Genomic DNA, 13,993 nt, shown 5'->3' on the forward strand with positions numbered 1-13,993 from the left:
AACACCAAAAGAGAGACAAAGGAGCAGCCTTTTATGTCCCCCAAAGGCGCAGTAATGATTTGCGGCCACGGTTCGCGCGACGAACGCGCCGTTTCACAGTTCAACGCCATGGTTGAAACGATGAAACAGACCCATCTGGCCGACTATGATGTCGAAAGCGGCTTTCTCGAATTTGCCCACCCGATCCTTCGTGACGGCTTTGAAAAGCTCAAAGCCATGGGCCACAAAAAGATTTATGCCCTTCCGGGTATGCTGTTTGCTGCCGGTCACGTCAAAAATGACCTGCCAAGCGAAGTGAACAATTTCGCCCATGAAAATCCGGATATCGAAGTCCTGTTTGGCCGCGATCTGGCCATTGATCCCAAACTTCTGAGTGCGGCCAAAGACCGTATCGAGGAAGCGATGGCCGATGCCGATGACAGCGTGTCACGCAAGGAAACGCTTCTGATGGTTGTCGGGCGTGGCACCAACGATCCGGATGCCAATTCAAACGTCTATAAAGTTGCCCGCATGCTGCAGGAAGGTATGGGCTTTGGCCGCACCGAAATCAGTTATTCCGGCGTTGCCCATCCGCGCGTCAATGCGGGTCTGCGCGAAGCGATGAAACTGGGATACAAGCGCGTCGTCGTCTTCCCCTATTTCCTGTTCGCCGGTATCCTGATTGACCGCATCTATACCCACACCGATGAAGTTGCCGCCGAATTTGGCGATGTTGAATTCATCAAGGCAGGCTATCTTAAAGACCACCCGATGGTGCTTGAAAGCTTTGCCGAACGCCTTGCCGAGATCGACACCGGCGACAACAATATGAACTGTCAGCTGTGCAAATACCGCGAACAGATCATCGGCTTTGAAGGCGATGTTGGCACCCCGCAGGTTGGCCACCACCACCATGTGATGGGGATCGGCACGGACGGACACAGCCATGGTCATAGCCACGGCCATCATCACCATGGTCATGGGCACCATCATCATGGACACGAACATGATCATAGCCACGATCACAGTCATGACCATGATCACGGGCACAGCCATTCCCATGATGACGTGAATAAATCGACCGGTTCCTGACCGGTCGATCCCGGGATTCTGAAAGGCGCGGCAATGTTTGACTATCTGCGTGATCCGCAGGAAATCTATGCCAAAAGCTTTGCCACCATCAAGGCCGAGGCTGACCTTGCGCGCTTTTCAGATGACCAACAGCCTGTTGCCATCCGCATCATACATGCCTGTGGCATGGTCGAAATGGCGGCCCGGATCGCCTTTGGCGGCGATCTGGTCGGTTCGGCAACAGCCGCGCTAAGATCGGGAAAACCCGTTCTCTGTGATGCGGAAATGGTCCGCCAGGGCATCATTTCCCGCCTGTTGCCTGCAGAAAACAAGATTATCTGCACCCTGAATGACGACACGACCCATGACATTGCCAACCGGCTCGGTACAACCCGGTCAGCCGCCGCAGTCGAGGCATGGGCAGATCATATCGAAGATGCAATAATAGCCATCGGCAATGCGCCGACGGCCCTTTTCCATGTGCTAGAAGCCATCCATGACGGACGTCTGTCCAAGCCCGCCGCCATCATCGGCATGCCGGTCGGGTTTGTCGGCGCGGCTGAAAGCAAGGATGCGCTGATTGACCATGCCGGGGATATTCCCTTTGTCACCTTGCGCGGTCGATTTGGCGGCAGTGCTGTGACGGCAGCAACGGTCAATGCTTTGGCTCGTCTGGCGCGCGATGATGCTACCACCCCCGATGGCACCCTTGATCGCAGGAACGGGGGCATGTCATGAACGAACAAGCCCCGCTCAAGGGCCGCATCACAGTCATCGGGATCGGTGAAGACGGTTATGACGGCCTGTCGCCGATGGCCCGCAAGATCATTGAAAATGCCACCGTTATCTTTGGCGGCAGCCGCCACATTGCCATGCTGCCCGGATCAAACACCGCCACCCTGAACAAATGGATCACCCCGTTTGAAGCCAACCTGCCGCTGATCGAGGATTGCCTTGATCAGAACCCGGTAGTTCTGGCCAGCGGTGATCCGATGTATTTCGGGGTCGGCAATACATTGATAAAATATTTCGGACCCGAACCGATATATGCGATCCCGTCGCCATCAAGCATTTCTCTGGCGGCATCGCGCCTTGGCTGGCCATTGGCGGAATGCGATGTGATCACGCTTCATGGCCGTGATCCGGAAACCTTGCGCGCCCATTTGCGCCCGCATGGCAAACTGATTGCCCTAAGTGCCGATGGATCGACCCCGGCACTGGTCGCGGTCATGCTGTGCGAAGCAGGCTTTGATCAAAGCCGCATGTCGGTGTGTGAACGGCTTGGCGGTCCGGAAGAACGGATCACCACCCAGACAGCCCGCACCTGGCAGTCCACCGCCACATCGATGCCAGACGTCAAGGCCGTCGATCCGCTTAATCTGATCATGATTGATCTCGAAGCCGGGCCAAAGGCCAATCCGTTACCCACGGGACCGGGCTTGCCCGATGATGCCTTTATTCATGACGGCATGATCACGAAATCCGAAATCCGTGCCCAAACCCTGTCATCGCTTGCACCCTTTGCCGGTGGCATATTGTGGGATCTGGGGGCCGGGTGCGGTTCGATTTCCATCGAATGGATGCGAATGCGCGGTCAGGCGGTTGCGATTGAACGCGATGCCCAACGTTGTGCAATGATCAGGAAAAATGCCCTGCGCCTTGGTGTCCCCGGACTTGTGATCGAACAAAGCACAATTGAAGACGCAATCATGTTTGCCGATCGCCTGCCTCGACCCGATGCCATTTTTATTGGCGGTGGTATCACCAGCAATGGTTTGCTCGATGCCTGCTGGGATCTGCTTCCGACCCATGGGCGGCTGGTCGCCAATACGGTCACGCTTGAAGGCGAAGAAAAATTATTACGTCTCTATAATGAAAAAGGTGGCACGCTGTCGCGCCTGTCGGTATCCCGACTTGTCCCGCGCGGCACGTTCAAGGGCTGGAGCAACCTTGCCCCTGTCACCCATTACCTCGGAGTAAAAGCATGAGCAGTGCGGACCTTCCCGCAGAGCGCCTTCCGGTTGCCGGAACGGCCTATGGGCTTGGTATCGGACCGGGCGAGCCTGATCTGATCACGCTCAAGGCCTATAAAATCCTGCAACAGGCGGATGTGATTGCCTATCCTGCCCTTGAAGACGGCGTCAGCCTTGCGCGCCAGATTGTCGATCCGCACATTCCCGAAGGCCGGATCGAAATTGCCATCCGCATCGAAATGGGCAAAACCGCCGACCCGGTCTATGACGCCGCCGCGATTGAAATCGGCAAGCATCTGGCTGACGGCAAAACCGTTGCGGTACTTTGCGAAGGTGATCCGTTCTTCTATGGCAGCTTCATGTATCTGTTTGGCCGTCTGGCCGAGGCCGGCTATCCGGTCAAAACTGTTCCCGGTGTCAGCTCTATGATGGCCTGTGCCGCTCAGCTTGGCGCACCACTGGCCGCCAAGAATGACGTATTGCAAGTCATTCCCGGCCCGCTGGATGCTGATCGCCTGCGCGCACAGCTTGCCAATACCGATGCAGCTGCCATCATCAAACTCGGCCGCCATTTTTCCAAGGTGCGCGACGTGATCAACGAGCTCGGCCTGACGGACCGGGCGCGTTATATCGAACGTGCAACCCTGGAAACCCAGAAAATGGTGCCGCTTGGCGATCTTCCGGTCGATGCCAAGGCCCCCTATTTTTCCATGATCCTGATCCACCGTCGCGGAGACGCATGGCGATGACCGCCCAGAACAGCTCGAACAGCCCGGCATTGCCGACCAACCCGATCGCCCCGATTGCCGTCATTTGCCTGACGCAGCGCGCCCTTCCGACTGCGCGCAAGATCGCATCGAACCTTCAGGGTGCGAGTGTCCATGGCTTGCGGACCCGCGTGTCGGTCAAGGACGTTGATGTTGCCTTTGACGATACCATTGCGCATCTGCAACAAACATTCTCGTCTGATCACGTCATCATCGGTGTCTGTGCCGCGGGCATTCTGATCCGCGCCCTTGCGCCGCTTCTGGCTGGCAAGTGGCAGGATGCCGCCGTCATTGCCGTTGACGAAGCAGGCGATACCTTCATCCCGCTTTTGGGTGGGCATCACGGTGGTAACCGGCTGGCCCGTGATCTGGCCGAACGGCTGGGCGGCAAGGCCGCAATCACCACCCCGGGCGATGCGATGCTGGGCCTTGCCCTTGATGAACCGCCTGCGGGCTGGAAACTGGGCACACCCGAAACGGTCAAACCGGCCACGGCGGCCCTTCTGGCCGGGGCCCCTGCCCGGATTGAGGTCGAAGCAGGATCGGCGGCATGGCTGACCAACAGTGCCATCGCCCAAAGCGAGGATGGCAGTGTTCTGATCACCGCCACCGCGCGCGAGGGGGCTGATGATGACGCCATCAGCGATGGTGCGGAAACCGCAATCACCTATCACCCGCCTGTTCTGGCTCTTGGGGTTGGCTGTGAACGCGGCTGCCCGGTTGATGATCTTTATGACCTTGTGATGGAAACACTGGCCGGTCAGTGCCTGAGCCCCAAGGCAATTGCCTGTGTCAGTTCCATTGATCTCAAGGCCGACGAAGCTTGCGTCCATGAACTGGCCCGCCGCCTTGGCGTTCCGGCCCGGTTCTTTGATGCCCAGACCCTTGAGGCCGAGGCAGACCGTCTTGTCACGCCATCCGATGTGGTCTTTGCCGAAACCGGCTGTCATGGTGTGGCCGAGGGGGCCGCACTTGCCACCGTCGGGCCAAACGGCAAACTGGTCGTCCCCAAACACAAAACCGGGAAATCCACCTGTGCGGTTGCGCTGTCACAGGACGACATCATTCCTGACACCATCGGCACGGCACAGGGCAAATTGTCCATCGTTGGCATCGGTCCGGGTCAAATCGGCTGGCGCAGCCCCGAAGCCACCGCCCTGATCGGACGTGCGACCGATATCGTCGGCTATCAGATGTATCTTGATCTTCTGGGATCGCTGATTGACGGCAAGGCATGCCATCATTCGGATCTTGGTGCCGAGGAAGCCCGTGCGCGCCACGCCCTTGAACTTGCTGCCACCGGCAAGGATGTTGCCCTGATCGGGTCGGGGGATGCAGGCATCTATGCACTGGCAACACTGGTGTTCGAATTGCTGGATCGTGAAGATCGCGCGGACTGGAACCGGGTTGCGGTTCAGGTATCGCCGGGTATTTCCGCCCTTCAGGCCGCAGCATCGCGCATTGGCGCACCGCTGGGCCATGATTTCTGTGCGATTTCGCTTTCCGACCTTTTGACCCCGCGTGAAGATATCCTGCGCCGCCTCAAGGCCGCAGGCGAGGGCGACTTTGTCATTGCCTTCTATAATCCGGTTTCCAAGCGCCGCCGTGATTTGCTGGCCGTGGCCCGTGATATCCTTCTTGAACACCGCCCGGCTGACACGCCGGTTGTTCTTGGCCGTCAGCTTGGCCGCCCGGACGAGGAAATAACCGTCGTTCCGCTTTCGAAACTGGAGGTCGACATGGTGGACATGCTGACCACAGTATTGGTCGGATCGAGCAACAGCCGCCACATCACACGTGGTGAGAACGAATGGGTCTATACGCCGCGCGGCTATGCCAAAAAGGGCCCGGATGCGGCCAAGGCCCCGGTTCATAGCAGCACTGACACTTCCAGAAACGACACTTCCAAGAAAGGCGGCGCAGAATAATGACTGTTCATTTTATCGGTGCCGGTCCCGGCGCCCCGGACCTGATCACGGTACGCGGTTTGCGTCTGATTGAAAAATGCCCGGTCTGTCTTTATGCGGGATCACTGGTGCCCGAGGAAATCGTCACAAGCGCCCCCGAAGGTGCCCGCGTGATTGATACTGCCCCGATGAATCTTGATGAAATCATCGCCGAGATCGAGGCCGCCCACGCCAAGGGTCAGGATGTGGCGCGTGTCCATTCAGGTGATCCGTCGATTTATGGCGCAATCGCCGAACAGATCCGTCGTCTTGATGATCTTGGCATTCCCTATGACATTACGCCGGGTGTTTCAGCCTATGCCGCAACCGCAGCCGAGATCGGCGCAGAGCTGACCCTTCCCGATATTTCGCAAACCGTGATCCTGACCCGAACCGCCATGCGGTCATCAAGCATGCCCGAAGGCGAAAGTCTTGCCGAACTGGGCAAATCACGCGCGACACTGGCAGTCCATCTGTCGATCAACAATCTGGCCAATGTGGTGCGCGATCTGACCCCGCATTATGGCGAAAACTGCCCGGTGGTGATTGCCTATCGCGCGACCTGGCCCGATCAGAAATATATCTTCGGGACCCTTGGCGACATCCGAGCCAAGGTCAAGGGAAGCGGCATCACGCGTACCGCCCTGATCATGGTGGGCGAGGTCTTTGGCCGCAAGGATTTCACCGATTCCCGGCTTTATGCCGCCGACCATACCCACGTATTACGCCCGGCAAAGGCGTAAACCGGATCGGGCGGGTGCAAAACCCGCCCGTTTTTTGTACAAAGCCCCTATGCACCAAGTTCATTTTTTCAGCACAAGAGAATTTTGCCGAAAAATCTGTCATTTCAACCCTGAACATCCTTGACCGCCAAGCCCCGCCACGCCTTTAATCGAAGGGTAATAAAGGGGAGTATGCATGTTCAACGAGATGACAATGGACGACCAGGTCCGCGAGCCATATCGCGCACTGGTTGACTGGATGGAAGCAAACGGCCCCGAGGTACTCGAACAAAAGCGCCTTGAAGCTGAAACTCTCTTTCGAAAAATCGGCATTACCTTTGCCGTCTATGGCGAGGGCGGAGACCCGGAACGGTTGATTCCGTTCGATTTGATCCCGCGCATTTTCACCGCAAGCGAATGGCGCAAACTTGATCGCGGCGTCAAACAGCGCGCACGGGCGCTCAACACGTTCCTCTATGACGTCTATCACAATGCCGAAATCATCAAGGCCGGGATCATTCCCGCCGATCTGGTGTTCAAGAACGACGCCTTTGAACCGGCTGTGATTGGCATTGATCCCCCGCGCAAGGTCTATAGCCACATCGTTGGTGTCGATATCGTGCGCACCGGGCCCGAAGATTTCTATGTGCTTGAGGATAACTGCCGCACACCGTCTGGCGTGTCCTATATGCTTGAGAACCGCGAAATCATGATGCGCATGTTCCCCGAGCTTTTCAAAAACCTGCGCATCGAGCCGGTTGAAAGCTATCCGGACATGTTGCTCAAGACGCTCAAAAGCATCGCACCACCCAAATGTGACCGCGAACCCAATATCGTCGTGCTGACACCCGGCGCGATGAACAGCGCCTATTACGAACATTCGTTCCTTGCTGACCAGATGGGTGTCGAACTTGTCGAGGGTCAGGACCTGTTTGTTTCCGACGACCGGGTCTATATGCGGACCACCCGCGGCCCGGCACGGGTCGATGTGATCTATCGCCGGATTGATGATGCCTATATCGATCCGCTGTGTTTCCGGCCGGATTCTGTTCTGGGTGTTCCCGGACTGATGAATGTTTATCGTTCGGGCGGGGTTGCCATCTGTTCGGCTCCGGGGGCCGGTGTGGCCGATGACAAGGCGGTTTATACCTATGTTCCGGACATGATCCGGTTCTATCTGGGGCAGGAACCGATCCTTAATAACGTTCCGACATGGAAATGCGGCAAGCCCGATGATCTGAAATATGTTCTTGAACATCTGGGCGAGCTGGTCGTGAAGGAAGTTCACGGTTCGGGTGGCTATGGCATGCTGGTCGGTCCGGCATCAACCAGGGAAGAACAGGCGGCCTATGCCGAACGCATCAAGGCCGATCCGGGTGATTTCATTGCCCAGCCAACGCTTGCGCTGTCTGCCTGCCCGACCTTTGTTGAAAGCGGCATCGCACCGCGCCATGTCGATTTCCGGCCTTTCTGCCTTGTCGGGGATGACATCCGTCTTGCACCGGGCGGTTTGACCCGCGTTGCCATGCGTGAAGGATCGCTTGTCGTGAACTCGTCGCAGGGCGGCGGGGTCAAGGACACCTGGATCATGAGTGATTAACAAGGGAAAGGGTTGAAAGATGCTTAGTCGTACCGCAGACAACCTTTTCTGGCTGTCGAGATATGTCGAACGGGCTGAAAACATGGCCCGCCTGATGGAGATGGGCTATCGCATGGCGTTGATGCCTGCTGTTGGCGATGGCAACCGTTCGGAATGGGAATCGGTTCTTTCGGCGTCCGGATGTCTTGCCGGATATGATCCTGATGCACCGCTGCGTCAGGAAGAAGTCGCCAACTACCTGATTTTCAATCGGGATAACCCGTCTTCGATCATCAATTGTTTTGAATATGCGCGCGCCAATGCACGTGCCATGCGTACCGCGATCACCGCAGAAATGTGGGAGGCGCTTAACAATGCCCTGATGGAACTTCGCCGTCCGTCGATGCATAATCTGGCCAAGAACGAGCTGCCGGAATTCATCGACTGGGTGAAAAAGCAGGGGTCACTGTTCCGTGGCGCAACTGATTCCACCATCCTGCGCAATGACGGCTATGACTTTATCCGTCTGGGCACCTTTATCGAACGGGCCGACAACACTGCCCGTCTTCTGGACGTGAAATATTACGTGCTGCTGCCTGAAACCAGCATGGTTGGCGATGGTGTGGATAATTATCAATGGACCACAGTTTTACGTGCGGCATCGTCACTGCGTGCATTCCACTGGGTTTATCGCGATGATTATTCCCCGCATCGCATCGCGCATTTCCTGATCCTTAATCCGTTCAGTCCGCGATCATTGGCCCACTGTGCCGAACAGATCACACAGCATCTGGAACGGCTGGCGCGTCACTATGGTCAACGCCATGACGTTCACGGGCAGGCGGTCGAGATGTATTCGCTTCTGACGCAAAGTGCGATGGACGAGATTTTCTCGGAAGGTCTGCACGAATTCCTCACTGACTTCCAGATCCGCAACGGTGCGCTTTCAAGTGCCATTGCCGAAGCCTATTATTTCGGGGGGCAGTAAGATGCGCCTGACAGTCGAACACAGAACCCATTACCGCTATGAATCCCCGGCCCGTCATGTTGTGCAAAGCCTGAAGCTGACACCGGCACAATTTGAAGGTCAGAAAATCCTTAACTGGTCGATCACTGCCGAGGGTTGCCTGATCGGGACGGAATTTACCGACGGCAATGGCGATATCATCAGCACATTGACGGCAGGCGGACCGGTCGACGAGATTGAGATTGTCGTACGCGGCGAGGTCGAAACCACCGACACCGCAGGCGTGCTTCGCGGTCACAAGGAACGGGCCTTTCCGACTGTTTTCCTGCGCTCGACACCGATGACAAAATCCAGCGCTGCCATCCGCAAGCTGGCCGAAAAAGTCGCCAAAAAGACCAGGGACGCGTCCCTTCTTGATCGCGCCCATGCACTTTCCGCAGCAGTTTCCGATGCCATCGCTTATGCGCCGGGTACGACCCATGTTCACACCACTGCGGCTGACGCACTGGCCGATGGCAAGGGGGTCTGTCAGGACCATGCCCACGTCCTGATTTCAGCCGCCCGCCATCTTGATATTCCGGCGCGTTATGTATCGGGCTATCTGTTTGCCGATCAGGATGGCAAGCCCCATGAGGCATCCCATGCATGGGCGGAATTACATCTGCCTGATTTCGGCTGGGTCGGATTTGATCCGGCAAACCGTTGTTGTCCGACAGATTATTATATTCGACTGGGGGCTGGACTTGATGGGCAGGTGGCTACACCTATACGGGGTGTACATACTGGTGGCGCGAACGAAAATTTGGATGTAACAGTCGTCATCGCGCAATCACAACAGTAACCGGACCAAGACGAAAAATGACCTATTGTGTCGGTTTGATGCTGAACGAAGGGATGGTTTTCCTTTCAGATACGCGGACCAATGCGGGCCTTGATAACATTTCGCGCTATCGCAAAATGTTCACATGGGAAGTGCCCGGTGATCGCGCCATCGTGGCTTTGTCAGCAGGCAATCTGGCCATCACCCAGGCGGTGATGAGCACCCTGCATGAAGCCATTGATGATCCCGACACCGAACCGGGTAACTGCATCCTGAGTGCGCCCAGCATGTTCCGCGTTGCCGAGCTCGTTGGCGAAGCCATGCAGAAAGTTCAGCACAAATACCATGACACCCTTGAGCAGCATCACGAAAGCAGTGCGGCCTCGATCATGGTGGGTGGTCAGCGCAAGGGTGGCGAGCAGCGTCTGTTTCTGGTCTATGCGGCAGGCAACTTTATCGAAGCCACAGCCGATACGCCCTATTTGCAGATTGGCGAACATAAATACGGCAAACCGATCCTTGATCGGGTCATCACCCCCGAAACCCCGATTCAGGACGGGGTAAAGGCGGTTTTGCTGTCGATGGATTCGACCCTGCGCTCGAACCTGTCGGTCGGCATGCCACTTGATCTGGCCGTTTTGCCCGATGATGCCTGCCAGTTTTCCGAACTGCGCCGGATCGAGGCCGATGACAAGGGTTTCCGCGCCCTTTCCGATGCATGGTCAAATGCGCTGCGCGATGCCTTTGCCGATATGCCAGACGAACATTGCGATCTGGCTGCCGAGTAATCCGGCACTACTTTAAGCAGTCCCGAGTACAAATCCGGACCTGTCGGGGTCCGGATTTTTTTTCATTCCCGGTCTGAAATTTTTCCTGCTTGCACGACGCTGGCATGAACTTTCCAGTGACAAATATCGCGCATCAAATTATCTATAAAATCATGACAGAAAAGACCGACACCACCGTTACCGGGCGGATCACCCGCACCCTTGCTGATCGCATCATTGCCGGCGATATCGCGCCGGGCACCAAGCTGCGTCAGGATCACTTTGCCGAGGAATTTGGCGCAAGCCACGTGCCCGTGCGCGAAGCCTTTCGCCGCCTAGAGGCACAGGGTCTGGTGGTCAGCGAACCCAGACGCGGTGTGCGTGTCGCAAGCTTTGACATCGCCGAAGTCCGCGAAGTCGCGGAAATGCGGGCATCGCTTGAAGTTCTGGCCCTGCGTCATGCAGCCCCGCATCTGACCAGTGCGATCCTTGACGAGGCCGAGGATATCAATCGCGCCGGTGAAAATGCCAAGGATGTCCGGGCATGGGAAGACGCCAACAAGGCGTTCCACCGTATCATTCTTGAGCCGTGCAACATGCCGCGCCTGATGGCGAGCATCGATGATCTTCATGCCGCCAGTGCGCGTTTCCTGTTTTCCGGTTTCCGCATGGAATGGGAAGCCCCGACCGATCAGGACCACCGCGCCATCCTGCGCGCCCTGCGCGAACATCAGTTTGATGTCGCTGCCGCCACCCTTGCCCGCCATGTCAAATGGATCGGCACCAAGCCCGGCAAAAACAGTCGCAAGCTGTCTGCGATCTGATCAAAAATCCAAATTTTCTGGTCTGATGATTACCGATTGGATGCCATTGGCATCAATCGAACCATCCTTGCATCTGGATTTCCATATTTTATAGATAATTTTTAGTATTTATTTTCAATTGTTTATCTAAAATTTTCTTGGGATCTGCAACAAATTCGCTGATTTTGCGATTTTCGGATTGATTTCACGATCCAATGGCGGCGTAATTAATAGATCAGATTCAGTTTTATAGATAATTTTAAAACAAAACCCGGAGGAACACGTCATCATGGTCAATTCCGTCACCCCGGAAAGCAACACTGCACTCCACAATCCTGTCCTCAACGGGACGAAAAACACCCTGATGGTTTTGGCGGGCGTCGCCCTGATCACGGCAAGTGCCAAGATCACTGTTCCGTTCTGGCCGGTACCGATGACGTTGCAGACCATGGCCATCATGGCCATTGCCGTTGCGACCGGTCCGCGCATGGCCCTGGCCACCCTGCTGGCCTATCTTGCCGCCGGGGCTGCGGGCCTGCCGGTCTTTGCCGGAACACCGGAACGCGGCATCGGCATCGCCTATATGATGGGTCCGACGGGCGGTTATCTCGCCGGATATCTGGTAGCGGCCGGTCTGGTCGGGGCCTTGGCACGTGGGCGCAGCGCAGCCGGTCAGTTTGCTGTGATGATGATCGGTATGGTGCCGGTCTATCTTTTTGGACTGGCGGGGCTTTCGGCCTTTGTGCCGTCGGAAAAGGTCGTTGCCCTTGGCTTTACCCCCTTCATCCTTGGCGACATCCTCAAGATTGCGCTGGTTGCCGTTGGCTTTGCCGCCATCCGCCACCTTAAAAGCCTGAACAAGGCGGCCTGACCGATGACGGGTGCACACTTAAACACGACTTCGCCCCAGCCCCGTGCGCGCAATGCGAACCCGCCTGCTGACGGCACCCTGCGCCATGACTGGAACATCGAGGAGATCGAGGCGATTTATCGAAGCCCCCTTCTTGATCTTGTCGGGCGGGCAAGTGCCGTTCACCGCGCCCATCACGATCCGTCCCGTGTTCAAAAGGCCAGCCTGCTATCGATCAAGACCGGCGGCTGTCCCGAAGATTGCGCCTATTGCCCGCAATCCGCCCACCACCGAGAGGTCAAGCTGGGGAAGCAACAGCTTCTTGACCCGGCATCAGTGATTGAACTGGCCAAACGCGCCAAAGATGCCGGGGCAGACCGGTTTTGCATGGGGGCTGCATGGCGTCGTGTACGTGACGGGGCAGCCTTTGACGCGGTTCTTGAAATGGTGCGCGGGGTTGATGACCTTGGCATGGAGGCCTGCGTCACCCTTGGCATGCTTGAACCCCGTCACGCCAGACAGCTCAAGGATGCGGGGCTTAAAGCCTATAACCACAACCTTGATACCAGTCCGGAATTCTACGGCCAGATCATCACCACCCGAACCTATCAGGACCGGCTTGATACGCTGGCTTCCGTCCGGTCACACGGGATTGATCTGTGCTGTGGCGGGATCATCGGCATGGGTGAAAGCATCCGTGATCGGGCATCAATGCTTCAGGTATTGGCGGGTTTTGATCCCCACCCCGAAAGTGTGCCGATCAATGCGCTGGTGCCGGTCGAAGGCACTCCGCTTGCCGGGCGTGATCCGATTGATCCACTTGAGCTGGTTCGCATGGTGGCAACCGCGCGCATCACGATGCCGAAATCAACCGTGCGCCTGTCGGCCGGACGCACCGATCTTAATCGCGAAGCCCAGATCATGTGTCTGATGGCCGGGGCCAATTCGGTGTTTTATGGCGAAAAGCTTCTGACCACGCCAAACCCCGAAGAAAACAGCGACAGCGCCTTGTTCGCAGCCCTTGGGCCGATTGCCGCCTGACCATTCAGGCACAAAGTTCAACCCCCGAACCCGTGCCGCCCGCATGGGTTCAACTGGCGGAGCTCTCCTTCCATGGGAGCTTCGCCATTTTATTTGAAGCAATATGGAAAAGGGGAACACGCAACCAGAACGGCCTAGTTGGCCTGTGCAGTTTCCTGCGGCTGATAGATGAAACCATGTGCCGGGTAAACGCTGCCAAACGTACCCTGGGTATTCATCATGCGGACTTCCGACCAGTCGTTTTTCGCTGAAACATCGACCACCGGCTGACGGTAATGGACCTTGCCGCGCGTGCGCGAATCACTGCCCCAATTGGCGTGATTGACCAGAATCTTTCGGCTATCAAGGATGGCCGAAACCACGGCAACATGACCAAGTTTCAGACGGGATGTCTTGCGAAGTGCAAGAACGGAACCGACCTGCGGGCGGTTGCCGCGCTGGAAATTCTGTTTTCCGGCCTGCGCCCACCAGGTCCAGGCATCGCCATAAATCTCGATCCCCGATACTTCACGGGCATAGGGCACGCATTGCAGGAACTTGTCGGTCGGCGCAAAGGGATTAAGACGCGAGCTCGGCACATTGACACTGGCAAGTGTGGTGACCGTATCACTTGGCATTGGGCCGGTCGTCTGGGTTGCGGAATTGCCCGTGCTAAAACACGCAGAAAGCACCAAACACAGTCCGACAATTCCCAGAAAACGCATCTGA

General features: G+C 56.8%; 14 protein-coding genes. 13 read left to right on the forward strand and 1 reads right to left on the reverse strand.

The window, feature by feature from the left end; all coding sequences use genetic code 11:
* Positions 1-33: 33 nt before the first annotated feature.
* From ACTU44_RS01225 to bioB, 13 genes are all read left to right on the forward strand, one after another.
* Positions 34-1,071, forward strand: a complete 1,038-nt coding sequence (locus ACTU44_RS01225; RefSeq protein ID WP_114096274.1) for a sirohydrochlorin chelatase — start codon at positions 34-36, stop codon at positions 1,069-1,071.
* 33 nt (positions 1,072-1,104) lie between these two features.
* Positions 1,105-1,788 (forward strand): precorrin-8X methylmutase, encoded by a 684-nt coding sequence (locus tag ACTU44_RS01230; RefSeq protein WP_462096459.1) that lies wholly within the window; start codon positions 1,105-1,107, stop codon positions 1,786-1,788.
* A complete protein-coding gene (gene cbiE, locus ACTU44_RS01235) occupies positions 1,785-3,038 on the forward strand; it encodes a precorrin-6y C5,15-methyltransferase (decarboxylating) subunit CbiE (RefSeq protein WP_462096460.1) in 1,254 nt (417 codons plus the stop codon). Before ACTU44_RS01230 ends, cbiE begins: the two co-directional genes overlap by 4 nt.
* Positions 3,035-3,772, forward strand: coding sequence for a precorrin-2 C(20)-methyltransferase (gene cobI, locus ACTU44_RS01240; protein WP_462096461.1), 738 nt, complete (start codon positions 3,035-3,037; stop codon positions 3,770-3,772). Before cbiE ends, cobI begins: the two co-directional genes overlap by 4 nt.
* Positions 3,763-5,718, forward strand: a complete 1,956-nt coding sequence (gene cobJ / locus ACTU44_RS01245) for a precorrin-3B C(17)-methyltransferase (RefSeq protein WP_462096462.1) — start codon at positions 3,763-3,765, stop codon at positions 5,716-5,718. Before cobI ends, cobJ begins: the two co-directional genes overlap by 10 nt.
* On the forward strand, positions 5,718-6,479 hold the full coding sequence (gene cobM, locus ACTU44_RS01250; RefSeq protein ID WP_462096463.1) for a precorrin-4 C(11)-methyltransferase: 762 nt from the start codon (positions 5,718-5,720) through the stop codon (positions 6,477-6,479). Before cobJ ends, cobM begins: the two co-directional genes overlap by 1 nt.
* 175 nt (positions 6,480-6,654) lie before the next feature.
* On the forward strand, positions 6,655-8,058 hold the full coding sequence (locus tag ACTU44_RS01255; protein WP_114096280.1) for a circularly permuted type 2 ATP-grasp protein: 1,404 nt from the start codon (positions 6,655-6,657) through the stop codon (positions 8,056-8,058).
* A gap of 19 nt (positions 8,059-8,077) precedes the next feature.
* Positions 8,078-9,025 (forward strand): alpha-E domain-containing protein, encoded by a 948-nt coding sequence (locus tag ACTU44_RS01260; RefSeq protein ID WP_114096281.1) that lies wholly within the window; start codon positions 8,078-8,080, stop codon positions 9,023-9,025.
* A gap of 1 nt (position 9,026) precedes the next feature.
* Positions 9,027-9,845 (forward strand): transglutaminase family protein, encoded by an 819-nt coding sequence (locus ACTU44_RS01265; RefSeq protein ID WP_114096282.1) that lies wholly within the window; start codon positions 9,027-9,029, stop codon positions 9,843-9,845.
* A 17-nt stretch (positions 9,846-9,862) separates the two neighbouring features.
* Positions 9,863-10,612, forward strand: coding sequence for a proteasome-type protease (locus ACTU44_RS01270; RefSeq protein WP_114096283.1), 750 nt, complete (start codon positions 9,863-9,865; stop codon positions 10,610-10,612).
* 152 nt (positions 10,613-10,764) lie between these two features.
* Positions 10,765-11,415 carry a GntR family transcriptional regulator gene (locus tag ACTU44_RS01275; protein WP_114096838.1) on the forward strand — a complete coding sequence of 217 codons (651 nt, stop codon included), beginning with the start codon at positions 10,765-10,767 and terminating at the stop codon, positions 11,413-11,415.
* A gap of 268 nt (positions 11,416-11,683) precedes the next feature.
* Complete coding sequence (locus ACTU44_RS01280) at positions 11,684-12,265, forward strand: biotin transporter BioY (protein ID WP_462096464.1); 582 nt, start codon at positions 11,684-11,686, stop codon at positions 12,263-12,265.
* A gap of 3 nt (positions 12,266-12,268) precedes the next feature.
* Positions 12,269-13,285, forward strand: coding sequence for a biotin synthase BioB (bioB, locus tag ACTU44_RS01285; protein WP_462096465.1), 1,017 nt, complete (start codon positions 12,269-12,271; stop codon positions 13,283-13,285).
* Positions 13,286-13,419: 134 nt separating this feature from the next.
* On the opposite strand, the gene ACTU44_RS01290 is transcribed toward bioB, so the two are convergent.
* Entirely contained in the window at positions 13,420-13,989 is a 570-nt protein-coding gene (locus ACTU44_RS01290; protein WP_336079597.1) for a CHAP domain-containing protein, read from the reverse strand.
* Positions 13,990-13,993: the final 4 nt, after the last annotated feature.

The organism is Thalassospira sp. SM2505, from assembly GCF_054901115.1.